We start from the raw sequence: 25,471 nt of genomic DNA, 5'->3' as shown, positions 1-25,471 counted from the left end.
AAAGCCGATGGCGAACCATCGGCTTGATATTTTACGTTTTATCGCTTTGGAAGGAATTTGAGTTCTATGCTCGTGTTTCTTCCAATGTTGCTTCACTTTCTGGTGACTTCAGCACTCGGCTAGCAATTGTACCCGCAGTCATTGAGCCTGAAACGTTCAGTGCGGTACGTGCCATATCGATCAATGGTTCAATAGAGATAAGCAGCGCCGCGATGGTCACAGGCAAGCCCATTGCAGGAAGAACAATCAATGCTGCAAACGTTGCACCGCCGCCTACACCTGCAATACCAAATGAGCTGATGGTGATAATCGCAATCAATGACAGGATAAAGTGCAGATCCAGTGGGTTGATGCCCATTGTCGGAGCTACCATCACTGCCAGCATTGCAGGATAGATACCTGCACATCCGTTTTGGCCGATAGTGGCACCAAACGATGCTGATAGGTTTGCAATCGCTGGTGGCACGTTAAGCTTGGTGATTTGCGCTTCTACGTTTAGTGGGATCGTTGCTGCTGAGCTACGAGATGTAAACGCGAAGGTCAGTACAGGCCAGATTTTCTTAAAGTATTCCGCAGGGCTAACGCCGAAAAAAGAGACTAATACGCCGTGAACAACAAACATCAGAGCGATAGCAACATAAGACGCCACAATAAAGCCAAGTAGGTTTAGGATGTCGCCTGCGCTTGATGTCGCCACCACTTTTGCCATCAGTGCTGCGATGCCGTATGGCGTTAACGCCATGATCATCTTCACTAATCGCATAACGATTGACTGAGCTGCTTCTACGAAAGTACGAATCGGTGATTCTAACTCTGCTTTTTCCATCATCACTTTACGAGCGGCGATACCGGTTAATACACCGAAGATAACGACAGCGATAATTGAGGTCGAGCGAGCACCTGTTAGATCAGCAAATGGGTTGGTTGGAATGAAGCTAACTAGCATTTGAGGAATAGTCAGGTCACTTACTGTACCAGCACGGCTTTCTAAAACGGCGATACGAGCGGTTTCACGAGCACCTTCAGTTAACCCTTCTGCTGACAGGCCAAATGTTGTTGTCACCAAGATACCGATAAGTGCAGCAATTGCAGTCGTTACTAGAAGAACAGAGATGGTCAGGCCAGAAATTTTACCTAATGATCCACCTTTCTCCAATTTAACAACTGCAGAGATCATAGATACCAATACTAGTGGCATGATGACCATTTTCAGTAGACCAACGTAGCCACTGCCTACAATGCCTACCCATTCAAGTGTTTGAGCAATTGCGCTGTTGCCTTCACCGTGAATGAGTTGCAAAGCAAGACCAAAAAGAGAACCAGTAACAAGACCGATTAAAACGAGACGAGAGAGTGTGTGTTTCTTTTGTTGTTGGTTAAATAGAAAGAACAATATGCCAACAAAGACGGCTAGAGAGGCTATCACTGCAAAATTCATAATCTGACCTTATCAACCTGCCGAAATGGCGGTTGTTTTTTATACGGGGTTTTATACGGATTTGTTTATGGGGCGTAAGATAACGCTCGCGATATAACTTTAAAAATGACAAACGGGTATTAGCTAGATCTAAAATGAATATAAAAACGAGATCTAAGTCGCGTGAGAGTGTGAATTAGCACGTTAAATGTACAAAATGGTTATTCGTAGTGATGCAGTAAGTCACGCATTTCTTGCCTTTGTAAGTAAACCACCGAGTCTTCTTGATAACTGAAAAGTTGATAAATCATCGCTTTGGCGACATCTTCCGCTCGAATAGGTAAAAAGTTGGACAGTTTGCCAAGCATGAGTGGGCGAATTACCTTAAACAGAGTTTGCACTAACTTCTCGTCCGTTCTTGGGCTTTGACGTTGACCAACAAGCGGGCCCGGGCGAACAAACACAATTTCCTCAAAACCCATAGCTTCGATTCGTTGTTCCATTTGTCCTTTACAGGCTAGGTAATGGGATGGCGATTTACTATTTGCACCAAGGCTAGAAACAACCGCAAGGCGTTTGACTCCGATCGTTTTCATCTGTTGGGCGACTTTACACACCAGATCAACATCTACTCTACGTAAATTATCCTTACTGCCGGCTTGCTTAAGGGTTGTGCCTAAACAGATAAAGCCGATGGTCGGTGTTGGTTGGTTATCATCCCATTGGTGGATAGAGAGGTCGGCATCAATGAGAGGAACAAGCTTATTGTCCGCATCTATGACGCCATCGAGTGGGCGACGAGAAAGAAAATATAAGGTACCAACACCTGATTGATTTATTAGGTTTGTAATGACTTTTGAGCCTACTAAGCCAGTTGCCCCAGCGATGATGGCGCAGATGTTGTTATCCATGTCCTTTCTCCTATATGGGAATATAGCCTAAGCTATTGTAGCGGATTTCAAGGAGTTACTTATAATCGAATGCTTGAAAGGTGAGACGCTCTGCGAACTCAGTAGACTTTCCTGACAGAAACCTGATTAGCGCTGCCCCAAGCGGATGCAAGGGTATACAATAGTGGACGCTCAAAACTGGGGCTGAGCAAGATTTCTTAATCAATGGAACACCTCTCACCCAGACAACATCAAAGGAACGTAAAAAATGGATGACTCTTTTGCAGCGGAGATACAAGCGCGCATAGATAACAAAACCAAACCCGTCGGTTCTTTAGGCTTATTGGAAAAGGTGGCACTACAGCTAGCTCTTATTCAAAGTCAGGATAAACCTCAGCCAGTTGATTCCATCGCTATCTGTAAACCGAGCATGCTGGTATTTGCTGGAGATCACGGCGTTGCAGAGGAAGGCGTAAGCATTGCGCCAAGCGAAGTCACTCAGCAAATGGTGGCTAACTTTCTCGCCGGCGGCGCAGCCATCAACTGCTTTTGCGACATCAATGGCATCCAACTCAAAGTAATAGATTGCGGCATGTTGGCACCTATTGATGTGCTGGTTCCAGAATTTAAGTTTCATCCAAACTTGGTTGAACAACGGTTGGGTAACGGTACGGCTAATTTTTCTAAACAATCAGCGATGTCCCCAGAACAAGTGGCGCTAGGTTTAGAGTATGGTGCGAAGATTGCTGAGCAAACCATTTTGTCTGGCTCAAATCTATTGATGTTCGGTGAGATGGGCATTGGTAACACCAGTTCGGCTTCCGCACTGTTATCGGCGCTGAGTTCATTAGATATTGATTATTGTGTTGGCGTTGGCACCGGAATCAATCAACAGCAGTTGAGCCGCAAATATAAACTGGTTGCACAGGGAGTAAACCGATGTCGAGGTCTTGATACTAAAGCGATTCTCGCACAGGTTGGAGGCTTTGAAATCGTACAAATGGTAGGCGCTTTTTTAGAAGCCAAGCGGCTTAAAACCCCAGTTTTAGTGGATGGATTTATCGTATCGGTTGCTGCGTATATTGCAACGTTGCTAGACGAAGAAGCACGCGAATACATGTTGTTTGCCCACCGCTCCGAAGAAAATGGACATAAGTTTGTATTAGAGTACCTAAAAGCAGAACCTCTACTCGATCTTGGTTTACGATTAGGGGAGGGAACCGGAGCCGCTCTTGCCTTACCCTTGTTAAAAGCTGCTGCCCAGTTTTACAACAAGATGGCGAGCTTTGAGAGTGCAGGAGTTACAGTATAGTGTCAGTCCCTGATAATTCTGAGAACGTCACGCCATCATCGTTAAGATACCAGTGGGAGTTGTTTCTATTAGCTATCAGTTTTTTTAGTCGCTTACCCGTACCCCAAGCGTTGCCATACAGTGAAGAACGCATGAATCAGGCCGGACGTTATTTCGCGTTAGTTGGTCTCGTACTTGGAGCGCTTTGTGCTCTGGTATTTTCGCTCACCTCAATTCTTTTCCCAGAATCGGTTGCCATAGTATTAACAATGGTGTTTAGCTTATTGTTAACAGGGGCATTTCACGAAGACGGCTTGACTGATATGGCGGATGGCATTGGCGGTGGCATGACTGTCGAGCGACGCCTCTCTATTATGAAGGACAGCCGTATTGGCACTTATGGTGCAGCCACTCTCATTATGGCGTTATTGGCTAAGTATGTTTTTTGGAGTGAACTGGCTAACTTGCCGCAGTTTTGGTTGGTCATTGTCGTCGCTTATACCGCAAGCCGAGCACTAGCCGCGACGCTTATTTATGACATGCCTTATGTCAGTGACAGTGATACGTCGAAAAGTAAACCGCTGGCAAATAGCCAGTCTTCTTTAGAAGTCTCCATTTTGTTGTTTACTGGTGGCATAACATTGCTTGTGCTTGGTATCACGCAGGCGATCTTTATATCGCTTGTTCTCGTGGTATTTCGTTTGATGTTCAAACGTTGGTTAACCAAGAGAATTGGCGGCTTTACGGGGGATTGCCTTGGCGCAGCGCAACAGTTGTCGGAACTGCTTATTTATCTCACTATGATTGGATTGTATCACTCCTCATGAAGCAATTGATACTCGGTGGCGCGCGCTCTGGGAAGTCGCATTTGGCAGAAAAAACAGCTAAGCAATTATCGGTCGCTTCTCAGCGAGCATTACACTATGTTGCAACCGCGCTGCCATTTGACCAAGAAATGCGAGAGCGAATAGCGCATCATCAAAAGCAACGAGGGGGCGAGTGGCAAGAGCATGAATGCCCCCTTCATTTATCTGAGTTACTGACAAATTTCGCTAACACCGATGTTGTACTGGTCGATTGTTTAACCTTGTGGCTCAATAATTGGATATTTGAGTTAGGTGATGAATGTTCCAATGAGAAGCTAGAAGCAGAAATTGAAAAGCTTATACAGGTGGTACGTGGCTCAGATGCGACGTTAATATTCGTCTCTAACGAGGTTGGAATGGGTATTGTGCCTTTGGGGGCGGTTAGTCGTTACTTTGTGGATAATGCAGGACGGATGAATCAAAAACTAGCCAGTGTTTGCCATCGTGTTACCTTTGTTGCTGCTGGTTTGCCGTTGGTTCTTAAAGAGTAGGATGGAACAAAATGAAAACACTCAATATCTATCTTGTGCGTCATGGAAAAGTAGATGCTCCACCAGGACTCCATGGCCAAACAGATGTAAAAGTTACGCCTGCTGACCAAGAAAGCATTGCTCGGGCTTGGATCGAGAGTGGACGAGGTGTGGGTGGAGTGATTTGTTCTCCTCTTTCACGTTGTCAAGAATTGGCAAATATAATTGCTGAACAGCAATTATTACCAGTAATGACGGATGAATCTTTACAAGAGATGGCATTTGGTGATTTTGATGGTATGCCTTTTGATATGCTCACTGAGCAGTGGAAAAAGCTAGATGCTTTTTGGCAATCGCCAGCACAACATACGTTGCCGAACGCTGAGAGCTTAAGCACATTTTCTGAGCGCATATGTCGCGTTTGGTCTCAAATCATCAACGATATCAATGACAATCTACTTATCGTCACGCATGGTGGCGTCATTCGTATGATTCTTGCTCATGTATTGGAGTTAGATTGGCGTAACCCCAAGTGGTATTCGACGTTGTCGATAGGAAACGCTTCTGTCACGCATATAACAATTACCATAGATGAGCAAATTTACGCCTCGGTGCGTTCGATTGGCGTACCTCTTTTAACTCGTTAATTTATAAATATTAAAATGCCCAAAGCGATACTGCTTATGGGCATAGTCACGGAAGATGTCAGTGGAAGCCCATCTGCTAGGTGCAGGAAGCGAAAATTGACTCAGTTACATAAAAAGGAAATATAGAAATGACAACGCCGAGTTGGGATTTGTCCATCGTTTATAACGACCTTTCTGACCCACGAATTCAAGACGATATTGCTCTTGTGGAACAATGTATTGATCTTTTGAATAAACAATCAGCAGATTGTGGCAACGTAGAGATCATGCAAAATGCGATTTTGACCAATGAAGCCGCGAGTCGTTTAGCGGGCACAGTTGCAAATTTTGCGAGTTGTTATGCTTCTGTTGATGCAACAAACGCCGAAGCGAAATCGTTACTTGGTAAAATGACCCGCATCTTTTCGGAGCTTTCCCAAGCGTTCAGTCCCTTTGATTTGACATTAACGCATGCCGACGAAGAGTTTATCTTGCGTGTGTTAGACCATGAGAATCCAGATATCAGTGGGCAAGCTTTTTCTATCTTGAATTCTAGAAAGTTGGCGGATACTCGTCTTAGCAACGCAGAAGAACAGTTACTGGCTGCGATGAGTGTGGATGGTAAATCGGCTTGGGGTAACCTATACGATAACCTGACTGGCTCATTGAAAGTGAAGCTTGAGTACACAGATGGTAATAGTGAAGAGCTTGGGTTTTCTCAAGCGGCAAGCATTCTTTATGGTTCTGAATTCGAGCGTCAAGAAGCCGCGTGGCGAGGCGTACAAGATGCAATGCAAACGCACCAAGAATCATTCGCTGCGATTTTGAATGCGTTAGCAGGATGGCGCTTAACTGAAAACAAAAAGCGTTCTACGAAGCGTGAAGTTCACTTCCTAGAGCCGAGTTTGCATGGTAGCCGAATCCAAGCTGAAACTTTAAATGCGATGATGACAGTCGCCAAAGACAGTCGAGCTATTGGTCAGAAAGCAGGTTTATTGATGGCGCAAGTACATGGTCTGGATGAGATGAAACCTTGGAATCATCTGGCGGCTATGCCTGCTTTGAGCGGTGAAGCGAAGATTTACGACTTTGATGAAGCGATTGATGTTATTTGTGAAGCATTTGAAACAGTAAACCCTGAGATGTCGGAGTTTGTCCGTTTGATGGTACAAAACGGATGGATTGATGCCGCGCCAAATGCCAGCAAGCGCCTTGGTGCATACTGCACCAAACTGCCAGCAACGCGAACACCACTTGTGTTTATGACTTGGAGTGGCAGTCGCTCAGACCTGATGACTCTCGCGCATGAACTTGGCCATGCGTTCCATAACTGGGTTATTCGTGATTTGCCACTTTGCCAAACTTACTACCCAATGACGTTAGCAGAAACCGCCTCTATTTTTGCAGAAAACATCGTTCGTGATCATTTGATTTCGAAAGCGGAGAGCGTCGATGAAAAGCTAGAGATGTTGTGGGAAGAGTTGTCATCTGCGCTAGCTTTAATGATCAACATTCCGGTCCGCTATGAGTTTGAGAAATCGTTCTATGAACGCCGCCAGGATGGAGAGTTAACCGCAGATGAATTCTGTGAGTTGATGTCTGAAACTTGGAAAGAATGGTATGGCGACGTAATGAGCGAGCCGGATCCGTACTTCTGGGCAAGCAAGCTGCACTTTTCTATCGATAGTGTGAGTTTTTATAACTACCCATACCTGTTTGGTTTCTTATTCAGCAAGGGTATTTATGCACAGCGAGAAACCAAAGGCGAAGCGTTTTACACCGATTACATCAATTTGCTGCGCGATACTGGCTGCATGATGGCGGAAGATGTTGTCGAAAAGCATCTATCGATGGATTTAACTCAACCAGCGTTTTGGCAGCAGAGCGTTGAGCTAGTGCGTGAAAAAGTCGATGAGTTTGAGCGTTTGCTCGCACAGCGCGGCTAAGTTTTTCGCAGTGTTGATGCATAATCTGCTTTATAGCTACAAAAATTTGATCAAATCATAATGATCTTAATCAGGGCTGTGGTAAAGTTCACAGCCCTAACACTTTGTAATTGTTTAAAAATTAAACGCCTCAATGCTTGATTTGAGTGCCTGGCGCGAAAAGGTATCGGATTTTCGAGGGAAATAGTGATTTCTACTCATAAGTGAGATCGCAGCAACAAAAATCCTTTGTACAATTTATTAACATACCCGCCGTGCTATTAAGGAGTAACGCATGACGAAGTCTCTCTTTCGCCAATCGTTTTTAACTGACACGTTAGATGTTCATATCGATGTTGCACCAGCGGAGCAGGTGCTTTCTAACGGTGTAAAACTTAAACTCTATCAGCGTGGTGTACTAGAAGTGATCCCTGAGAACTATACTCAGGATACGAAGAACGTCATCATCTCTTGTGGGGTTCACGGAGATGAAACGGCACCGATGGAGCTGGTGGATTCCATTATTCAAGACATAGAATCTGGGTTCCAGACGGTCGATACCCGTTGTCTATTCATTATCGCTCATCCAGAATCCACTCTGGCGCACACGCGATTCCTTGAAGAAAACCTCAACCGTCTGTTTGACGAAAAAGAACACAAGCAGACAAAAGAGCTTGTCATCGCTGATACGCTAAAGCTGCTTGTTCGCGATTTCTATCAGGATACCGACCCGACAACACGCTGGCACCTTGATTTACACTGCGCGATTAGAGGTTCGAAGCACTATACGTTTGCAGTAAGTCCTAAGACTCGTCATCCTGTGCGAAGCAAGGCATTAATCGATTTCTTGGACAGTGCACACATTGAAGCTGTGCTCTTGTCAAACTCACCATCGAGTACGTTTAGCTGGTACAGTGCCGAGAACTTTGGTGCGCAAGCTCTCACAATGGAGCTTGGTCGTGTGGCTCGTATTGGTGAAAATGACCTCGATAAATTGACTGCGTTTGATTTGTCTTTACGTAATTTGATTGCGGAAACGAAGCCAGAACACCTACCAAAACCATGCATTAAATATCGCGTAAGTCGCACAATCGTTCGCCTGAACGAAGACTTTGACTTTATGTTCGACGACAATGTTGAAAACTTCACTTCATTTGTTCACGGCGAAGTGTTTGGTCATGATGGCGACAAACCATTAATGGCGAAGAACGAAAACGAAGCGATTGTCTTCCCGAACCGCCATGTCGCAATAGGTCAACGTGCAGCTCTGATGGTTTGTGAAGTGAAAACCCGTTTTGAAGAGGGCGAGTTGGTTTACGATTAATCCAACATTGCTTTGAGAAGTTAATTGCAATTTACCGAGGCTTAACTGTAAGGTTAAGCCTCGTTTGTTTTTATCGGCCGCTATGGATTTTCAACAACTTATCCTGAACAAGGAACGACGCTGGCAACGTAACCTGATGGTTATGTCGATCGTGCTCGCTGTACTCTCTGCCATCCACTTGATGGTCGGAGAAATTTTCCTTTCTCCTTTTCAATCTTTATCTGCATTTGAACATAAGCTACTGGTGGACTTGCGTTTACCGAGGTTGGTGTCTGCGGCAATTATTGGTGCTGCGTTAGCGGTATCTGGCGCGACGTTACAAGTGTTGCTTGGGAACGTTTTGGCTGAACCCGGCGTGCTTGGTATATCTGGTGGTGCAAGCTTAGCAATGGTCTTAATCATGTTCGCGTCACCTGTTCTTCCCACCCCGATTGTTTTTATGTTGGCAGCGATTGCAGGCTCGATGGTATTCACGTTTGTTTTGGTGGCGATAGCAAGGGCAATGCATCTGACGACGGCTCGATTGCTTTTGGTTGGTGTCGCATTGGGTATTTTATCGAGCGCGATTGTGACGTGGGCATTTTACTTCAGTGATGATCTTAGCCTACGCCAACTGATGTATTGGTTAATGGGCAGCATTGGTGGCGCAAGTTGGTATCAACATACCGTTACCTTGGTGATGTTACCAGTGCTTATCTGGTTATGTTGTAAAGGCAAGTCGCTTGATAAATTGATGCTGGGTGAGATTCATGCGACCCAATTGGGCGTCGATGTACATCAAATGCGTTGGAAACTGATCCTCGCCATTTCTGTTTTGGTGGGTAGTTCAGTCGCTTTGGGGGGCATCATCAGTTTTGTTGGTTTGGTGGTACCGCACTTGTTGCGTTTGGCTTTTGGTACGGAAAACCGTTATTTATTGCCACTTTCTGCAATATCTGGTGCTGCGTTGCTTGTATTTGCTGATATCGGCGCAAGGCTGTTATTGGACTCTGCAGAGTTACCTTTAGGTGTCATGACAACATCGATTGGCGCACCTATTTTCATCTGGATGCTGGTGAAGAGTCATGATGCACGTTAAACATATGTCGGTTGGTAGTCGATTATTGCCTCTTTCTTTTGAATGCAAAGCAGGCGAAATCGTACATGTCGTTGGGCCTAATGGTTCAGGTAAGAGTACTTTATTGGCTGCGATTTCTGGCACGTTAAGCCACCGAGAGGGTATGAGTGGTGAAGTGTACGTTGGCAACAAAAACTTGCTTACTTTACCGTTGTCAGAGCAAGCACATGTTCGAGGTTATTTGTGTCAGCAATCACGTCCAGCATTTAATGTCGATGTTTTTCAGTATCTCGCTCTATCTCTGCCAAGTGGTGCTGAGATTGCGGATGTCAAAGTGCGTGATGCCGTCAATATGGTGGTGGAGCTGGTACAGCTGCAAGATAAGCTTCATCGCAGTATTCAAACATTATCCGGCGGTGAGTGGCAACGTGTCCGATTAGCAGGTGTATGTTTACAGGTGTGGCGTACCATTAATCCTTTTTCGCAGTTTTTAATTTTGGATGAGCCAGCAGCACCGTTAGATATTGCGCAAGAGGGTCTGCTCTATCAATTGATTAACGCTATGGCGGCGCAGGGAATTGGAGTATTGGTTGCTAATCACGATCTCAACCGCACATTAAAGCACGCAGATAAAGTATTGCTGCTTAACAACGGTGTGCTGCACTCATCAGGAAATGCCGACACTGTGCTAACGGAAGAAGCGCTCGGGGAAGTGTTCAATACTCAAGTCAAAAAGGTCATCGTAGATGAGCAACCTTATTTAATCTTTGATTAGTATTTAAGGGGCAATAAAAAACGACCTTCTTGAGGTCGTTTTTTTAATCGAGATAGCCAAACTCAACGTTTACTGAGTCAGCGGTTTTAGATCTGCTGGGCGGTAGTAAACAGATTTGAGTACTTTGCCTTTACGAATGGTTTTACCTTCCGATACGAAATCTTCGGCGCATTTCGCGATAATGTATTCACCTTTCTGCACCGCCATCAACTTGATGCCTTGTTCCGCGTAGAATGCTTCTGTTTCTGAGTACTCTTGCTCGTTACGGCATACTTTGCTCATGTTGCTTGAGTGTACTTCATCCCAGCAAGGAATAAATTCGATACCACGGTTTACTGCAACGTTTAATAGAAGATCAATTAAGTAGCTGATCGCTAGGTTGTCTTCTACTTTGCTGTGGCCAAGATGAACGAGACGGCCCATTAATACATATACGCTGTCTACGATGGCATCTGCTTGCTCAGTTTTACAATCTGCTTCTGCTAGCTCTGTTAGCTCTTCGATCGCCAAAGAGGTGTGTAGTGTGTCTGCTTGCGCATCAAGGCTTGCAGCGTCTGCGACTGGTAAGTCGAACGTACTACGGAACTCGGTGATATCACGGTATAAGTGATCAAAAATCTCTTGGGTTAGCTTTGACAGTTGCATTCTAATTTCCATTGAATCGATTGAAGCGGCAATGATACCAAACCGCACTTTGAACCCCAAGGGCATTGCATCCAACTGGTGATAAATCTGCCTTTGGATAATGGTGGAGCTTAACGAAATAGGTAAGGAAACAGCTTTTTACGTTCTTCCTCTGAAAGGGCGGAAACACGAGCGATGTTCGTATCGGGAATGGATTCAGGATCAGGATAGTGTTTTAGTACCTTTTCCATACTCTCTTCGCGAATCAAATGGAAGATTGGGTAAGGAGAACGATTGGTCAGGTTTTCGTCGTCTTCAGGCCTTGCGCCGCCAAAACAGTAATCAGGATGGAAAGTCGCTACTTGGAAAACACCTTCCCAGTTTTGCTGCTTAATTAATCCTTCAACCCAATCGATACAAAAGTTGTAGTCCCAGAAATCTTGTAGCATGTTGGGAACCACAACCAACGTTGTCTCAAGTTGTTCGGGTTCTGTGTTACTCAGCTCAATCAGCTGCAATAAAATATCTTCAAGAAGCGCTTCTTCTTGAGTCGCTTCACTAACAAAGATTTTGATTTGTTTATTACGTTGCGGTTTGGCAGCAAACGGACAAAGGTTGAGTCCGATTACCACATCGTTGAGCCATTGATCGACCTGTTGAGTGATCGCTTCGATATCTGTGTTTTGTGTTGAACGCGTTGACATACGACTTTCTGGTTTTTATTAAAGTAGCGCAAGCATAGCAGAGTTGGTTATCCAAGTAACCAGAGAGGTATTACGCAAATGAGCTTACCCTAGCTACTCTTTAAACTCGCTGCGTCAGGTGTTTGGTCAGTGTGCTTTCTTTCGGCGATGTGTTTCAAATACGCAATCGCAGCAAACATCGCTAGGTAGACGGCGCTTCCCCCCATAAGAACACTCGACCAACCTCCATGCTGCCAACAATAAAGAAGCAAGAATCCTCCTAAGCTACCGCCTACGTAGTAGTGTACTAAGTAGAGCGCTGTCGCGGTGGCTTTGGCGCGAATGGCATTCTGACCGACCCAACCGTAGGCGAGGGTATGAGTAAAGAAGGCACCAAAACTTATCAGCAACAACCCAACTAGCATTGCAGTCAGGCTTTCAACCGCAGCAATCCACATTCCCGTCATGCTCACTATCGCGCCTAAGAACATACCGAGGATTGAGGAATAACGTTTACTCCAGTGGCCTGCACAACGAGAGGAGAAAGTCCCTCCCAAGTAACAAATAAAGATCAGTGAGGCCAACCCGACGGGTACATTGTGAGGTTCACTCACCAGACGGAAACCCATTACGGAATAAAGGTTGACGAACAAAGCAAAGTTGAGTCCTCCTATCAGCATCGCGAACCACACGCGTTGGTTTTTAAAATGACCAATAAGCGCACGATTTTGATGGCGCAAACTGCTTGATGACGGGGTGAAGTTGCGCTGTGTTGGCAATAAATAGTGAACACCAATGACACCAAGAAGAGTGAACACCATCATAACTTCAATGGCGACATCAACACTGAAATTGTCCGCCAATAAGCCGCCGCTAATACGCCCTGCAATACCGCCTAATGAGTTAGCCGCAATGTACGTTCCAATTGCCATCGAGAAAGCGTGCTTGTCGAGCTCTTCTGCCATGTAAGCCACGGCGACCGCAGCAAAAGCCGCGAGCGCGACCCCGATCAGTGCTCGACATACCACCAAAAACAGGAATGAGTCACCAAACAGCATCAAAGCGGAAAGGGTAGGAATCGAAAACAGACCGGCCATCATGACTGGCTTTCGTCCCACTGATTCTGATAACACAGCCATTGGGACGAGGCTAAAAGAGAGAGCCAGTGTTGAGGCCGCAAATAGCCAGTTCACTTGTGTTTCTGAGATCGTGAAAATTTGGGCAAAAGTGGGCAGCATTGGCTGTAGTAGGTATAAATTTGAAAAAACCAAGAAGGAACCAAGCGCTAGCGAGAGCGTAATGCGTTTGTATTCCGGTGTGCCAAAACTGACCATGAATCCTGCCTAATGTGAGCAAATGGAGAGACTGTGATCAATCTATCAGTTCGTTGTAAATTAAAAAAATATATTAAAAATATGGACACCATATATTTTTGATCTAATGGAATCGAAACAACTTAAACATTTTCTGGCGGTCGCTGAACATGGAAACATTACCCATGCGGCGAAAGCCCTGCATATTGCCCAGCCCGCATTAAGCATTTCTATCAAAAAGTTTGAGCAGTCTTTGGGCGTTACCCTATTTCGCCGTGATGATAAAAAAATCAGCTTAACGAAAGAGGGCGAAACGCTACTTGTACATGCCAAGCGGGTGATTCAACAGTTGCACGACGCGCAGCTCGCGATTGATGAGTTGAAAGGTTTAGCGAAAGGAGAAGTACGACTCGGGACGCCATCAATGATGGGCAGTTATTTCTTTCCACGAATTGTGATGGCGTTTAAAAGCCAGTTCCCGGAGTTAAAATTGACCTTGGTCGAAGCTGGGACTCAATCGATTCGTCGTATGCTGCTTAATGGTCAACTTGATATCGGTGTGATCAGTTGTGATAACGTGCCTGATGACCTAGAAACTGACCATTTGTTTACTAGCCAAATGGTCGCAGTTGTTTCACCTGAGCATGAGTTAGCCCAGCGAGACGCTCTTACTTTTGATGAGTTCTTTGAACACGATTTGGTTATGTTTCAGCATGGCTATTTTCACCGCGAATTTTTGGATCAGGTGAGTGAGGAGCATGGGTTTACCATGAAGTCATCATTCGAGACCAACTTACTGCCTTTGATTTTGAGTATTGTGAAACAAGAGTTTGCGATTACCGCGTTACTGGAACTGGTGACTCAACATGAGTCGGGCGTTGTTGGCCTACCGTTTGAACCACCAGTGACGCTGGATCTGGCACTTGCTTGGCGCAAGCAGGGGTACTTATCAATAGCAGATCGAACGTTTATCGACTTTATCAAGCGCTACGTTTAAACGCAGCGCAGATTCATCGTCCGAGCACTAGTCGCCTTTGTACATCTTCTCGAAGTTCTTTGGGTTCCAGCCAATCATTACCCGATCACCAATTTTTAAAACTGGCACTGAACGAGCACCAAGCGCATCAAGTTCTTTGCGACCGCGTTGCATCTTAGCATTGCACAAACGATAGTTAATATTTTTCGAATCCAGATAACGTTGAGCATCTTTGCAGTGAGGGCATTTATCTTTGACGTAAAGAACGACACGTTTCATTGAATTTCTCTCCATTATCATTGGGAGGCGAAGTTTAACGGCCTTTCACCATAAATGAAAGGCGAAAGCTAAGGTGAAACTGTCCTTTATCTCAGGTATATTGAGCGCCTTTATTTTGTCATAACAGACGTTAATTCTATGCATCCGTCACTTCGATACATTCAAGGCTACCCACAAAACATCGTAGAGCAGGTGAGCTCATTGATAGCGAGTGGCAAGTTTGTTCCTTGGTTCGAAAAGCGTTATCCCGATAGGCACCAAATCAAAAGCGAAAGGGCGCTCTATGAGTACGCCATGGCAATCAAAAACCGCTACATGAAGAAAGCCGCGCCAATCAGTAAAGTTGTCTACGATAAGAAAATTCACGCGGTAAACAACGCGCTTGGTTTGCACAGTGTTATCAGTAGAAACCATGGCGGTAAGCTGAAGTCGAAAAACGAGATTCGCATTGCCAATGTATTTAAGGATGCGCCCGAGCCACTATTAAGAATGCTGGTGGTACATGAGTTGGCGCATACTCGTGAGAAAAACCACGACAAGGCGTTCTATCAGCTGTGTTGCTACATGGAGCCTGAGTATCACCAACTCGAATTTGATGCTCGTTTGTTTATGATTTACCTCGATTTAAAAGCGAATTTGAATGAAGAACAATAATCACAACGCGAAGCAAGCAAAGCCAAAGACTTCAAAGGCGGCTCAGAATAAAGACGCGAATAAAGCCAAACCGAAGCGTGTTAAAGACAAAGTTGCGCGCAAATCCCCGCAGCCTGCAGGAAAGAGCGAAGTCGAGTTCATAAAAATAGCGAAGAATGGTTTGCATGAGCGTAATGTTCATCGAGGTCGTTACGATTTTAAAAAACTCGTGGAAAGTGAACCACAGTTAAAGCCATTCGTTATCAAAAATCCGAAAGGGGAAGACTCCATAAACTTCGCTGATCCTAACGCTGTCAAAATGCTCAATAAAGCATTGCTTGCTGCGTATTATGGTATCGAGTTCTGGGACATTCCCGACACTTATCTTTGCCCACCGATTCCGGGCCGCGCTGATTACATTCACCGAGTGGCAGAACTACTTGATGGTGAAGTAAAAGGTCAGTACGCGCACCAAAAAGTGAAAGCGTTGGACATTGGCGTGGGAGCAAACTGTATTTATCCGATTGTTGGTGTAACAAAATACGGTTGGCACTATACGGGCAGCGATGTCGATCCAAAATCCATCCAATCGGCTCAAACGATCGTAGAGCACAATCGTGTTTTGACGGGAAAAATTGCACTAATACAGCAACACAATGATGCCAATATTTATCGCGGTATCATTCAACCGAATGATCGTTATGATGTGACGACATGTAATCCGCCATTCCACCGTTCGGCGGAAGATGCCGCTATGGGCAGCCAGCGTAAAATCGATAATCTAAAAGCAAACCAGCGTAAGAAAGGGCTAAAACCTCAAACCGCACAAGTAAAGACAAGTAAGCCTGCGTTGAATTTTGGCGGTCAAAACGCTGAATTGTGGTGTGAAGGCGGAGAAGCGGCGTTTATCCGAAAAATGGCGAATGAAAGCCAAGCTTTTGCTGCGCAGGTCTTGTGGTTTACAACACTTATATCCAAAAAAGACAACGTTCGCCCGATGCGCAAGCAGCTTGAAAAATTGGGTGTGAAAGCCATTCGTGTGGTTGAAATGAGTCAAGGACAGAAAGTGAGCCGCTTTGTAGCTTGGTCATACATGGATAAACAACAGCGTAAAGCATGGATTGAATTAAAGTAACATTGACCGTTTCACGCTGAGCAATAAAGTAGAAAGCCCGCTGATATCAGCGGGCTTCTATTTTGGGAGATCTAAAACTTAATGATGGGCTCACAATCTAGTGAACTGAGAGAGACAAAAGTATCTGTTTTGGCATAGTATAAGCCACAGGTTTCACCTCTTATCTGCAACGTATATTGGTCTGGAAGATCCGTATAGCTGCCATCCAACAGTTGATTGTTGTTCCCTTTTACTCGTCCTTTTTCAATCAACAAATGCGGTGAGGATTCAAATACGTTATTTGCGATTCTAGGTGCTGGTGTCCCTTGGATTTCTGCGATCGCGTTTTGAATCTCTATGACTGTTTCCGGAGAGTTCTTTTTACTCAATGCTTCAACGGGTTCTTGTGACATAGCTTGGCATCCTATCAAAGAAATCGAAGTGCCTAAGAAAAGCGCAACCCGAATCAGCATTCGTAAAAAGTTAGTTGATCTCAACATGAATTGCCTCTGTTCGTAGCGGAGAGCGAAGATCGCTTAACTCCGGAGATGAAATGTTACGCGGCATGGCGTTGAAACTTGAAGAGGAGACTGGCGGACAGGTTCCAGTTTCCATGTAGTTTAGTGCCGCAGAAAGCATACCTTCAGACGGATCGCCTAATGGTTTTGTTAGGTCATCATTGACCCAGCAACCTTCCACTCTATTGTTTAAGCCTAGCTCGGTATTGATTTGGCTCTTTGGAGTAGGAATAAAACCATCAGAGAAGTCGCCAAATTTTTTCTCGTTCGCTGACTTGAACTGAATAGTGTAGTACATAGTGCCGCAGTTTTGTTCTGCTGAGAACCCATACGGTTTACCTGTGGTTGTTGAGCCTATTTGGATAACCTCAACATCAATGCCGCGCAAAGCGTTGATCAACAGTTCACTTGAGGAAGCCGTGCCTCCTGAAGTCAGCACATATACGCGCTTTTTGTTCAGTGTCGGCAGCATTTGGTCCGAATACTTTTGTGCTGCCCAGTCTATTGCTAGATTCGTAAAGCGATAGATGTTATCCCCATCTTTAATGGTACGCATCACTTTGTCGTTGTGAATCAACTCACTGAAGACTCGGTTCTGACCAGCACCGCTTAGCATGTAGCCTACTTGCGAGGACTGAAGTACTAAGCCACCGCCGTTGTAACGTAAATCAACGACGATCTCGTCAACATTCTCTGCCGAGAGCGTACTGAACGCCTCAATAAGTGGGGCTTGAGCGCTTGGTTCAAATGAGTTGTATTGTAGATAGCCGATCTGCATACCATTGTGTGCGATCACTTTGGCATTTTTAACTGGAGAAGTCATGACATCAGAGGCGGTAAGCGTCACGGTTTTCTCTAGGCCGTCAACACTCTCAAATGTGAAGGTGTAATCTTGATTGATGTCAGGGTTAAACAGCGTTCTATTAATAAAATCAATGTCGGACTGACTACCGGTGTTAACCACATCAATATTATTGATTTTCAGAAGCTTATCACCACGAGCAATGCCGCTTCTATCAGCTGGAGAGGCTTCTTCAGTATAGGAGATACGAACGTCTCTAGGTTGTACGCCACGTAGGAATGCCCAGTTAAAACCAAACCCAGCGACTAAACCAGATTGCGATGATTTCATCTCATTTTCATAAGGGACGGTAAAGTGGAAGCGATCTTTCGGTTTACCTGTCGTGGTAGTAGCAGAGGTGACCAATGTGTTGAAGTAATCCGTCACGGTTTTGTAGTTTGCTGGATTATTATCAGGAACTTCGTCATACCAAAGGTAAGTTTCGTTAGTAAAAGCTCTTAAAAAGAGTTTTTCGTGTAAAGCAGAACCTAATTTATCTGGATAGGCGGCATAATTGTTATATGGGTCTCGACCCACTCGTGGGGTTTCACATTGGTTGACAAACGAGCTTGATGGTTGGCTAAAATCACCGGCTTTCCATGTTGGTCCGGTTGCGCTGCTAGTTGACGGAGTAGATGAACCATCACCGCCGCCACCGCCACAGCCTTGTAATAATGCGAGAGTGACTGCCGTTGCTAAAGAATACTTAAATTTCACTTTTCTATGTCCTTATAAATAATAGAATTATAATTATCTGTTTTGCTTTTGTTTTTATTAGCTAAGTGAATGTATTAATTTAATTCGTTCGTCTGCAAATTTATATTTAAAGAGTGTGAGGTAAATAACGTAAAAATGTTTATCTTTTATTCTTATAAATCCATTAGTTATTCCTTAAGTTCCTTAGTAGTTTCAGCGTAATAATAAGGAAAAAAACAAAGATGAAATGGAGGGTTCTCTTAGTCGACTAATTGTTGTTTGCTAAATAGAAAGTAAGTTTCGGGACGGGAAACTCTACTTATTAGAGATTTGGTAGGAATAAATGATGCGTTCTAGGTTTGGGGTAAATTTTTAATCTGATGTTTTAATTTATTTTAGTCAATTGGGCGACGTGCTTTAACAGGCTTCCATCAATATCCGGCAAGTCATCTGCGAAAAATATCTGAGCGCCAGGAGTGCAGCGCATTAATATATTTGTTAGTTCACCTTCGTTGTTGGAAGTGTTAACTGCGTTAAGTTTCGCTAATTTATTACAAAGCTCGTCCTCTATTTGCACTTTTTGCTCTTCGGTGAGCCTAATGCGACCCACACACACACCTGGGTTGATGTTATGAGAAAGCGACTCTTGTTGAAATCGCTCTTTGAATAAGGTGTCCAATGCGGTACCTTCTTCCATAATAAATCGACGATCAGAACGGTAAAATAAGCCGTCTCCGAAGTTCTCCACATACCCTAGAATTTCCGCGATACGCAAATAGAATCGTAAGCTTGTATCAGAAAGTCCGTAAGTATGGGCTATCTCTTGCGGTTTAATATCACGAGAAGTCAGCATATAAATAAAATCAAGTAAATAAGGATGCTCAACGAAAAGGGCGCTCTCTTCATCTGTTAGCATTTGCTCGTTTTGGTGCTGAAGCTCGTTGGCTAAGGTTGCGAGTTCGATGAGATCGGTATTCAGGTAGTTCAGATAAATAAGTACTTTATCCAAACCTAAAGCAGGATTATGTAGGTGGCGTTTAATACTAGATAAAGGGATGCCACTTTTCTCTGACAAGGAATTATAGCAAAGCCCTTCTTCTTTAATCTTTTGTCGTAGCGCTGCGAGTAAAAACTTTGGTCCAACATTCATCCTTGAATATCACCTTATTCGTTATTCCGTTTACTGGCTGATATTTTGCCTTTCAAGCAGCAGGTTTCGAATCGCTGTGCCTGCTTCTAGAATGTGTTTTTTCAGCAGGTACTTGGCGCCTTCTATATCGCGATTTTGGCACATTTCAAACAAGCTTAAGTGCTCTTCTTCTGCCTTTTTAATGCCTGTTGTAAACAATAGCTGCATGCGTATGTATCGGTCACACTTTGTGTTCAGGTTGTAAATGACGTCCATAGTTTCAGGCATGTTGGCTGGCGCATATAGGGCTTTATGGAACTCGTAGTTGTAGTTGCTCCATTCTTCTACTTCGTCGCCACTGTTCACTACTGACTCGAAACGTTCGCGAACTTCTCGCGCGCGTTCTAGGTCAGCGTCCGTCATGTTCTGAATCGCACGCTCTAAAATGTGGCATTCCACGACAGCGCGCAGTTCAAATAGCTCATTGATTTTCTCTGGAGATAGCTCAGTGACCGTCGCACCTTTGTGAGGTTCAAAGCTAACGAGTCCTTGTGCTTCCAATTGAACTAACGCTTCACGCACAGGAATTCGGCTAACATTAAACTCTTTTGCTAACGCATCTTGACGTAAAGGTTGACCAGTTTTTAACTCGCCCTTCAAGATCTGAGTTCGAATTGCTTCCTCAACGAGCTGAGTGCGCGTTTTAAAAACAGGTTTCTGTGACATTGAAGTCTCCCGTGAAATTAATATTGTATCCAATCCATTTTACTTTAGTAGTTTATTGTTTTTCTGGCACAAACCAACTAGGAAAGAAGGTTTTGAGAAGTAGAGTGAAATAAAAGGCATCAGTTGATGCCTTTTTGAGCCATTTGGCGATCTTATTGGGAAACTTTGCCATCTATGGCGCGTTGAATACCCAGTGGGTTCGACGCTTTTAATGAATCCGGCAATAAAGATTCTGGCAAAGCTTGATAAGCTACGGGACGCAACCAACGATGAATAGCCTCCGCTCCGACAGATGTTGAGGCAGAATTGGTTGAAGCAGGATATGGTCCACCATGAACCATAGCGTAACCAACCTCGACGCCAGTTGGCCAACCGTTGAATACAAGGCGTCCGGCGATTTCTTCCAAACTTGGAAGCAGTTGCTTCGCTTGTTCTTCGTCTTCAGCGGTGGCGTGAAGGGTTGCGGTGAGGGAACCTGCCAGCGAATCACTCAGTTTCAACATGTCTTCGAAATCTTCACAGGTTACGATTAACGATTGAGGGCCGAATATTTCTTCCTCCCATTGCGGGTTTTTACGCCAGTTTTTACTGTCCGTCACGAACAGTGCTGGTGAGACATTGGTCGCTTCTGCTTGTTCAGAACGAGTGACGTTAATGCCTGTTTCGGAAGTTCGCTTATCCACTTCGGATTCATATGTTTCTCGGATTCCTTGCGTTAGCAAAGTGGCCGTTGATTGTTGTCGAATTAACCCTTGAGCGGTTTCGATAAAGGCTTGCGTTTCTGGGCAATTCAAGACAAATGCAACGCCTGGTTTTGTACAAAATTGTCCACAGCCCAAAGTCATAGAAGCCACAAATTCTTCAGCCAATGATGCGTTTGCCCGTATGGCTGAAGGGAGAATAAATGTTGGGTTAATCGCCCCTAGTTCGCCATAGAATGGGATTGGCTCTGGTCTTTGCTGAGCTAGGTTAAACAGCGCGCGGCCACCACCGACTGAGCCTGTAAACCCGACCCCTTTAATTTTTGGATGGGTAACGAGTGCCTGGCCAAGTGCGCGTTTGTTGCCTTGCAATAGCGTGAAGATGGCTTGCGGTAAGCACTCTTTCTCAAGTGCAGCCTCAATACACTCAGCAACAAGTTGACTGGTGCCAGGGTGGGCGGTATGGCCTTTTACAATCACAGGACAGCCAGCTGCCAGTGCCGAAGCCGTATCACCACCTGCAGTAGAAAATGCGAGCGGAAAATTAGACGCACCAAACACGGCGACAGGTCCAATTGCGATTTGCTGACGACGAATATCTGGTTTCGGCAGTGGTTGACGGTCTGGGTTTGGCGTATCGAAAATTGCTTGATGGTGATTGCCCGATCTCACGACCTCGGCAAATAGTCGTAATTGGTTCGCGGTACGTCCTATTTCACCGCTTAAACGTGCTTCGGGAAGGGCAGTTTCCAAATGAGCACGAGCAACGATTTCTTCACTCTTCATTTCCAATTCAGAGGCGATAGAGCAAAGTAAGCTCGCTCGCTTTGCATTGCTTAGTTGGCGAAACTCACGCGCAACGCTTTGGGCGGCTGAGGCGGCTTGATTAACTTCTTGCTCTCCATGCACCGGAAACGCTGTGGGTAGAGGCTCACCAGTAAAGGCGTTGACTGCGTAAAAAGTGGTTGGTTCTTGTGGGTTCATCATTCTTCCTTACTATCCTTATTACTTCACTTCAAATCCGTACGCATATGGGTCTTCATCGTCTACCCATATCGTGTTGTGACCGTATACTTGTGCCCATCCTTCAATGCTTGGCAAAATAGCGGCTTTGCCATTCACTTCGGTAATGCCTTCTATACGTCCTTGAAATAGGCTGCCGATGATACTTTCGTGAACAAAGTCTTCCCCTTGATTGAGTTTGCCTCTTGCATGCCATTGCGCCATGCGTGCACTTGTTCCCGTACCACATGGCGATCGATCCAACGCTTTGTCGCCGTAAAACACAGCATTTCGAGCGGTGGCGTTTTCTTGAGTGGGCTCTCCGGTCCATAGCACGTGAGAAACACCGCACACTGTTGGGTCTTCTGGATGTATGCACTCAACCGCTCGAGATACCGCTTCGCGAACTTTTGGAGAAAGCATCAAAATTTCATCTGGAGAGTAGTGTTCAAGTCCGGCGTAGTTTTCTTGAGGGTCGACGATTACGTAATAGTTTCCGCCATAAGCAACATCGACAGTGAGCTCACCTAAGCCCTCTATGTCCACGGTTACGTCTTGGTGGGCAAGGTAAGCCGGTACGTTAAATATCTTTACCGACGTGACCTTGTTACCTTTTGTTTGGTAGTGCACTTCGATTTGTCCTGCTGGGACATCAAGTATCAAACGGCCTTCTTTTTTGGGAGTGATAAGGCGATTCTCGATAGCGGTGGTGACGGTTCCAATGGTGCCGTGGCCACACATTGGTAAACAGCCACTGGTTTCAATAAACAGAATTGAAGCGTCTGCGTTATCGCTGCAAGGAGGCAAAACAACGGACCCCGACATCATTGAGTGTCCGCGAGGCTCAAACATGAGTGCCTGACGAATCCAATCATAATGCTCAAGAAAGTATTGGCGCTTTTCGCTCATGGTATTGCCTTCGAGTGGAGGCACACCGCCTGCGACCAGCCTAACTGGGTTGCCGCAGGTGTGGGCATCAATACAGAAAAAAGTTCCTTGTCTCATTTTTCGCTCCTTGCTGAAAAAATGGTTGAATTAAACAATAGTAATGTTAACGTAATGTAAAATATATTGTATACAATCTACGTTTTCAAGTGTGACTCGGAGCATATTTATGTTGGTCAAGGATGAAACCAAAAAGGAAAGGATCGCCGTGATAGGTGCGGGGATTATCGGCTTATCAATTGGATTGAAGTTGCAGCAGCAAGGTTATCAAGTCACGATTTTTGATCCCAACGGCGTGGGGAATGGATGCTCTAAGGGAAATGCAGGTCATATCGCGACTGAGCAAGTCTTCCCTCTTGCAACGCCAGCGCTGCTTCCACAATTACCTAAAATGCTGCTAGATCCCAAAAGTCCGGTTTCGATCCGTTGGCAAGATATTCCAAACACAATCGGGTGGATGATTCGTTTTCTATTACAAACAAAGCCATCAGCCGCGAAGCGGGCACAAAACGCGATTAAGAGTCTTAACGAGCGGTCAGTGGCAAGTTGGCGTGACGTGCTTGATTCAATCGGAAAAGCACATCTAATAAAAATGAATGGTTCATTGCTCACTTTTGAAAACGAGAAACTGTTTCAGAATTATCAAAGCACGCTTAACTCACTGGTTAAAAACGGTGTGACGTATCAAGTTTGGACACAAGAGGAGATTCGAGAGCGGATACCTGATCTCAGCAATAAGGTTTGTGTCGGAGTCTTTTTTCCCGATACAGGTCATACGCTAGACCCTTATCAGCTCTGTGTTGAGCTAAGTGAAGCTTTTGAAGTTCTTGGCGGTAAGGTTTTACAAAAAGGTGTATCTGCGTTGGCGAAAAATGGCGATGTGCTGGTTGAGTCTCAAACACATTCATTTGACCGAATCATTGTTGCCGCAGGTGTACATTCTAAGCCTTTGATACGGCAACTAACCGGAGTCAAAGTGCCTATTCAAGCCGAGCGTGGTTATCACCTAATGGTGGATGACAAGCGTGATGTATTGCCATTTCCTATTAGCTCTGCCGATAGAAAATTCATCATGACTCCTATGTCAGGTGGGTTACGCTTGGCAGGCACTGTTGAGTATGCCGATGTAGAGTCACCACCCAATATGAAACGTTCAGAAATGCTTTTTCAGTTAGGTGATGAGATGTTTGAATCGGGGTTACATCCACTCAAGCAAGGAGAAAAGTGGATGGGGAATCGGCCTTCAACAGTCGACTCGTTACCGGTTATTGATAGCATTTGGGATGGAAATGTATTACTGGCATTTGGTCACCAACACCTTGGATTAACTCAAGCGGCGATTACGGCAGATCTCCTTTTAGAGCTTATCGAAGGAAAGCCGACATCGATTGATCTTTCACCTTTTTCACTACAACGATTTGCCTGAAAAAATTTAATATTAAATATTGTATAAAATATATTAAATGCTAATGTTAACTTAATTTTAACAAAAACTGGTGTCCAACAGCCGTACTCGGATGCCTCCAGAAAAACAACCAAAAGGAGTAATACATGTCACGAATGACCAAAGCACCATTGGCGCTGTTGATTTCAGGAATGCTGTTGGGGACCTCTGCTTATGCTGAAGACAAATTGACGGTCGTATCTTGGGGTGGTGCATTCACAAAGAGCCAAGTGGAGGCATATCACAAGCCTTTCATTAAAAAAACAGGTGTTGAGATCGTATCCGAGGATTTCAGCGGCGGATTAGCCGAAATTAAAGCGCAGGTGGAAGCGAACAACGTGCGCTGGGATTTGGTGTCTCTCGACAAGCCGGACATTGTTCGTGGTTGTGCCGAAGGGTTATTAGAACCAGTGAACCCAAGTATTTTGCCTCCGGGCGCAGATGGAACACCAGCACAAGAGGATTTCATTGATGGTGCGATTCACGAGTGCGCAATCAATACCATCGTTGTGTCCACAGTATTAGCGGTGAACGAAGACGCGTTTAAAGGTAAGGTTTTGCCTAGCAAGTTGACCGATCTTTTTGACCTAAAAACTTTTCCAGGTCGACGTGCATTGCAAAAACAACCTCAGGGTAATCTTGAGTGGGCACTATTGGCTGATGGTGTAAAACCAGAAGAGGTCTACAGCCTGCTCGAAACCGAAGCGGGGCGTGAGCGTGCGTTTGCTAAGTTGGATACGATCAAATCAGAAGTGCTGTGGTGGACAACAGGTGCCCAGCCACCTCAAATGCTTGCTGACAAAGAAGTGGTGATCGCCTCGGCGTTTAACGGCCGAATTCACAATGCCCGTAAAGATGAAGGTCAACCATTTCGGATTATATGGGACCGTCAAATGGGTTACATGAATGGATGGGCAATACCTAAAGGGAGCGAGAACACAAAGCTTGCATTGGACTTCATCGCTTTTTCTTCAGGAACAAAACCATTAGCTGATCAAGCTAAGTACGTTGCCTACGGGCCTACGCGTAAATCGTCTTCGGCGGAGGTGAACCCAGACATTTTAGCGAACCTTCCTACCGCACCTCAAAACTTCCAAACCGCCTTCCTGATTAACGATGAATGGTGGTCAGACTATGCGGATGAACTAAATGAAGAGTTCAATACCTGGCTGCTTAACTAGGCGTTAATTTATATATGGGGCCGAG

General features: G+C 45.0%; 25 protein-coding genes. 13 read left to right on the top strand and 12 right to left on the bottom strand.

Annotation, left to right across the window (positions count from 1 at the left end; translation table 11 throughout):
• Positions 1-64: 64 nt before the first annotated feature.
• Together D8S93_RS05140 and D8S93_RS05135 are read right to left on the bottom strand one after the other, a co-directional pair.
• The gene (locus D8S93_RS05140) at positions 65-1,438 is read right to left on the bottom strand and encodes an L-cystine transporter (protein WP_152812301.1); all 1,374 of its coding nucleotides are present in this window, start codon (positions 1,436-1,438) and stop codon (positions 65-67) included.
• Positions 1,439-1,638: 200 nt separating this feature from the next.
• Positions 1,639-2,328, bottom strand: a complete 690-nt coding sequence (locus tag D8S93_RS05135) for an NAD(P)H-binding protein (RefSeq protein WP_152812299.1) — start codon at positions 2,326-2,328, stop codon at positions 1,639-1,641.
• A gap of 247 nt (positions 2,329-2,575) precedes the next feature.
• Between D8S93_RS05135 and cobT the strand changes: the two genes are divergently transcribed.
• From cobT to btuD, 8 genes are all read left to right on the top strand, one after another.
• Positions 2,576-3,619, top strand: a complete 1,044-nt coding sequence (gene cobT / locus D8S93_RS05130) for a nicotinate-nucleotide--dimethylbenzimidazole phosphoribosyltransferase (RefSeq protein WP_048626282.1) — start codon at positions 2,576-2,578, stop codon at positions 3,617-3,619.
• A complete protein-coding gene (locus D8S93_RS05125; protein ID WP_319802964.1) occupies positions 3,619-4,425 on the top strand; it encodes an adenosylcobinamide-GDP ribazoletransferase in 807 nt (268 codons plus the stop codon). The genes cobT and D8S93_RS05125 overlap by 1 nt, the downstream gene beginning before the upstream one ends.
• Positions 4,422-4,955, top strand: a complete 534-nt coding sequence (cobU, locus tag D8S93_RS05120; RefSeq protein WP_152812297.1) for a bifunctional adenosylcobinamide kinase/adenosylcobinamide-phosphate guanylyltransferase — start codon at positions 4,422-4,424, stop codon at positions 4,953-4,955. The genes D8S93_RS05125 and cobU overlap by 4 nt, the downstream gene beginning before the upstream one ends.
• A gap of 11 nt (positions 4,956-4,966) precedes the next feature.
• Positions 4,967-5,581 carry an alpha-ribazole phosphatase gene (gene cobC / locus D8S93_RS05115; RefSeq protein ID WP_074191208.1) on the top strand — a complete coding sequence of 205 codons (615 nt, stop codon included), beginning with the start codon at positions 4,967-4,969 and terminating at the stop codon, positions 5,579-5,581.
• A gap of 128 nt (positions 5,582-5,709) precedes the next feature.
• The gene (locus tag D8S93_RS05110; protein WP_152812295.1) at positions 5,710-7,506 is read left to right on the top strand and encodes a M3 family oligoendopeptidase; all 1,797 of its coding nucleotides are present in this window, start codon (positions 5,710-5,712) and stop codon (positions 7,504-7,506) included.
• Between the two features lie 274 nt (positions 7,507-7,780).
• Positions 7,781-8,809, top strand: coding sequence for a succinylglutamate desuccinylase (locus D8S93_RS05105; protein ID WP_006741645.1), 1,029 nt, complete (start codon positions 7,781-7,783; stop codon positions 8,807-8,809).
• 82 nt (positions 8,810-8,891) lie between these two features.
• On the top strand, positions 8,892-9,887 hold the full coding sequence (gene btuC, locus D8S93_RS05100; protein ID WP_053807303.1) for a vitamin B12 ABC transporter permease BtuC: 996 nt from the start codon (positions 8,892-8,894) through the stop codon (positions 9,885-9,887).
• Positions 9,874-10,641 carry a vitamin B12 ABC transporter ATP-binding protein BtuD gene (gene btuD, locus D8S93_RS05095; protein WP_139059910.1) on the top strand — a complete coding sequence of 256 codons (768 nt, stop codon included), beginning with the start codon at positions 9,874-9,876 and terminating at the stop codon, positions 10,639-10,641. Before btuC ends, btuD begins: the two co-directional genes overlap by 14 nt.
• 69 nt (positions 10,642-10,710) lie before the next feature.
• Here the strand turns inward: btuD and D8S93_RS05090 are convergent, their stop codons facing one another.
• From D8S93_RS05090 to D8S93_RS05080, 3 genes are all read right to left on the bottom strand, one after another.
• A complete protein-coding gene (locus D8S93_RS05090) occupies positions 10,711-11,286 on the bottom strand; it encodes a nucleoside triphosphate pyrophosphohydrolase family protein (RefSeq protein WP_005397767.1) in 576 nt (191 codons plus the stop codon).
• A gap of 110 nt (positions 11,287-11,396) precedes the next feature.
• Positions 11,397-11,969, bottom strand: coding sequence for a DUF1415 domain-containing protein (locus tag D8S93_RS05085; protein WP_025766766.1), 573 nt, complete (start codon positions 11,967-11,969; stop codon positions 11,397-11,399).
• A gap of 89 nt (positions 11,970-12,058) precedes the next feature.
• Positions 12,059-13,282 (bottom strand): MFS transporter, encoded by a 1,224-nt coding sequence (locus tag D8S93_RS05080; RefSeq protein ID WP_152812293.1) that lies wholly within the window; start codon positions 13,280-13,282, stop codon positions 12,059-12,061.
• Between the two features lie 106 nt (positions 13,283-13,388).
• Between D8S93_RS05080 and D8S93_RS05075 the strand changes: the two genes are divergently transcribed.
• On the top strand, positions 13,389-14,258 hold the full coding sequence (locus D8S93_RS05075) for a LysR family transcriptional regulator (RefSeq protein WP_025766764.1): 870 nt from the start codon (positions 13,389-13,391) through the stop codon (positions 14,256-14,258).
• Positions 14,259-14,285: 27 nt separating this feature from the next.
• On the opposite strand, the gene D8S93_RS05070 is transcribed toward D8S93_RS05075, so the two are convergent.
• The gene (locus tag D8S93_RS05070; RefSeq protein ID WP_005377871.1) at positions 14,286-14,516 is read right to left on the bottom strand and encodes a glutaredoxin family protein; all 231 of its coding nucleotides are present in this window, start codon (positions 14,514-14,516) and stop codon (positions 14,286-14,288) included.
• Positions 14,517-14,654: 138 nt separating this feature from the next.
• On the opposite strand from D8S93_RS05070, the gene D8S93_RS05065 reads away from it, so the two are divergent.
• Positions 14,655-15,170, top strand: coding sequence for a M48 family metallopeptidase (locus D8S93_RS05065; RefSeq protein WP_005377870.1), 516 nt, complete (start codon positions 14,655-14,657; stop codon positions 15,168-15,170).
• Positions 15,157-16,284 carry a 23S rRNA (adenine(1618)-N(6))-methyltransferase RlmF gene (gene rlmF, locus D8S93_RS05060; RefSeq protein WP_152812291.1) on the top strand — a complete coding sequence of 376 codons (1,128 nt, stop codon included), beginning with the start codon at positions 15,157-15,159 and terminating at the stop codon, positions 16,282-16,284. Before D8S93_RS05065 ends, rlmF begins: the two co-directional genes overlap by 14 nt.
• Positions 16,285-16,355: 71 nt before the next feature.
• Here rlmF and D8S93_RS05055 read toward each other — a convergent pair whose 3' ends face one another.
• The 6 genes from D8S93_RS05055 to D8S93_RS05030 form a co-directional block, all read right to left on the bottom strand.
• Positions 16,356-16,676, bottom strand: coding sequence for a hypothetical protein (locus D8S93_RS05055; protein WP_005397755.1), 321 nt, complete (start codon positions 16,674-16,676; stop codon positions 16,356-16,358).
• Positions 16,677-16,746: 70 nt separating this feature from the next.
• Positions 16,747-18,339 (bottom strand): S41 family peptidase, encoded by a 1,593-nt coding sequence (locus tag D8S93_RS05050; RefSeq protein WP_319802963.1) that lies wholly within the window; start codon positions 18,337-18,339, stop codon positions 16,747-16,749.
• Between the two features lie 364 nt (positions 18,340-18,703).
• Positions 18,704-19,468 (bottom strand): transcriptional regulator, encoded by a 765-nt coding sequence (locus tag D8S93_RS05045; protein WP_152812289.1) that lies wholly within the window; start codon positions 19,466-19,468, stop codon positions 18,704-18,706.
• A gap of 30 nt (positions 19,469-19,498) precedes the next feature.
• A complete protein-coding gene (locus tag D8S93_RS05040; RefSeq protein ID WP_005377862.1) occupies positions 19,499-20,173 on the bottom strand; it encodes a GntR family transcriptional regulator in 675 nt (224 codons plus the stop codon).
• Between the two features lie 152 nt (positions 20,174-20,325).
• On the bottom strand, positions 20,326-21,858 hold the full coding sequence (locus D8S93_RS05035) for an aldehyde dehydrogenase (NADP(+)) (protein ID WP_152812287.1): 1,533 nt from the start codon (positions 21,856-21,858) through the stop codon (positions 20,326-20,328).
• A 21-nt stretch (positions 21,859-21,879) separates the two neighbouring features.
• On the bottom strand, positions 21,880-22,881 hold the full coding sequence (locus D8S93_RS05030) for a 4-hydroxyproline epimerase (protein ID WP_152812285.1): 1,002 nt from the start codon (positions 22,879-22,881) through the stop codon (positions 21,880-21,882).
• A 109-nt stretch (positions 22,882-22,990) separates the two neighbouring features.
• Between D8S93_RS05030 and D8S93_RS05025 the strand changes: the two genes are divergently transcribed.
• Positions 22,991-24,247 (top strand): NAD(P)/FAD-dependent oxidoreductase, encoded by a 1,257-nt coding sequence (locus tag D8S93_RS05025; protein WP_152812283.1) that lies wholly within the window; start codon positions 22,991-22,993, stop codon positions 24,245-24,247.
• A gap of 125 nt (positions 24,248-24,372) precedes the next feature.
• Positions 24,373-25,446, top strand: coding sequence for a polyamine ABC transporter substrate-binding protein (locus D8S93_RS05020; RefSeq protein ID WP_104974200.1), 1,074 nt, complete (start codon positions 24,373-24,375; stop codon positions 25,444-25,446).
• Positions 25,447-25,471 lie beyond the last annotated feature (25 nt).

Origin of the sequence: Vibrio sp. VGrn 2, assembly GCF_009361695.1 — a bacterium.
In the GTDB taxonomy this organism is placed as follows: domain Bacteria; phylum Pseudomonadota; class Gammaproteobacteria; order Enterobacterales; family Vibrionaceae; genus Vibrio; species Vibrio diabolicus.
This window is presented reverse-complemented; position numbering and strand designations above follow the sequence as displayed.

Excerpts from the sequence above, each read along its gene's own strand:
- D8S93_RS05140 (WP_152812301.1), bottom strand. The coding sequence starts at position 1,438 with ATGAATTTTGCAGTGATAGCCTCTCTAGCCGTCTTTGTTGGCATATTG.
- D8S93_RS05135 (WP_152812299.1), bottom strand. The coding sequence starts at position 2,328 with ATGGATAACAACATCTGCGCCATCATCGCTGGGGCAACTGGCTTAGTA.
- cobT (WP_048626282.1), top strand. The coding sequence starts at position 2,576 with ATGGATGACTCTTTTGCAGCGGAGATACAAGCGCGCATAGATAACAAA.
- cobU (WP_152812297.1), top strand. The coding sequence starts at position 4,422 with ATGAAGCAATTGATACTCGGTGGCGCGCGCTCTGGGAAGTCGCATTTG.
- cobC (WP_074191208.1), top strand. The coding sequence starts at position 4,967 with ATGAAAACACTCAATATCTATCTTGTGCGTCATGGAAAAGTAGATGCT.
- D8S93_RS05110 (WP_152812295.1), top strand. The coding sequence starts at position 5,710 with ATGACAACGCCGAGTTGGGATTTGTCCATCGTTTATAACGACCTTTCT.
- D8S93_RS05105 (WP_006741645.1), top strand. The coding sequence starts at position 7,781 with ATGACGAAGTCTCTCTTTCGCCAATCGTTTTTAACTGACACGTTAGAT.
- btuC (WP_053807303.1), top strand. The coding sequence starts at position 8,892 with ATGGATTTTCAACAACTTATCCTGAACAAGGAACGACGCTGGCAACGT.
- btuD (WP_139059910.1), top strand. The coding sequence starts at position 9,874 with ATGATGCACGTTAAACATATGTCGGTTGGTAGTCGATTATTGCCTCTT.
- D8S93_RS05090 (WP_005397767.1), bottom strand. The coding sequence starts at position 11,286 with ATGCAACTGTCAAAGCTAACCCAAGAGATTTTTGATCACTTATACCGT.
- D8S93_RS05085 (WP_025766766.1), bottom strand. The coding sequence starts at position 11,969 with ATGTCAACGCGTTCAACACAAAACACAGATATCGAAGCGATCACTCAA.
- D8S93_RS05080 (WP_152812293.1), bottom strand. The coding sequence starts at position 13,282 with ATGGTCAGTTTTGGCACACCGGAATACAAACGCATTACGCTCTCGCTA.
- D8S93_RS05075 (WP_025766764.1), top strand. The coding sequence starts at position 13,389 with ATGGAATCGAAACAACTTAAACATTTTCTGGCGGTCGCTGAACATGGA.
- D8S93_RS05070 (WP_005377871.1), bottom strand. The coding sequence starts at position 14,516 with ATGAAACGTGTCGTTCTTTACGTCAAAGATAAATGCCCTCACTGCAAA.
- D8S93_RS05065 (WP_005377870.1), top strand. The coding sequence starts at position 14,655 with ATGCATCCGTCACTTCGATACATTCAAGGCTACCCACAAAACATCGTA.
- rlmF (WP_152812291.1), top strand. The coding sequence starts at position 15,157 with ATGAAGAACAATAATCACAACGCGAAGCAAGCAAAGCCAAAGACTTCA.
- D8S93_RS05055 (WP_005397755.1), bottom strand. The coding sequence starts at position 16,676 with ATGTCACAAGAACCCGTTGAAGCATTGAGTAAAAAGAACTCTCCGGAA.
- D8S93_RS05045 (WP_152812289.1), bottom strand. The coding sequence starts at position 19,468 with ATGAATGTTGGACCAAAGTTTTTACTCGCAGCGCTACGACAAAAGATT.
- D8S93_RS05040 (WP_005377862.1), bottom strand. The coding sequence starts at position 20,173 with ATGTCACAGAAACCTGTTTTTAAAACGCGCACTCAGCTCGTTGAGGAA.
- D8S93_RS05035 (WP_152812287.1), bottom strand. The coding sequence starts at position 21,858 with ATGAACCCACAAGAACCAACCACTTTTTACGCAGTCAACGCCTTTACT.
- D8S93_RS05030 (WP_152812285.1), bottom strand. The coding sequence starts at position 22,881 with ATGAGACAAGGAACTTTTTTCTGTATTGATGCCCACACCTGCGGCAAC.
- D8S93_RS05025 (WP_152812283.1), top strand. The coding sequence starts at position 22,991 with ATGTTGGTCAAGGATGAAACCAAAAAGGAAAGGATCGCCGTGATAGGT.
- D8S93_RS05020 (WP_104974200.1), top strand. The coding sequence starts at position 24,373 with ATGTCACGAATGACCAAAGCACCATTGGCGCTGTTGATTTCAGGAATG.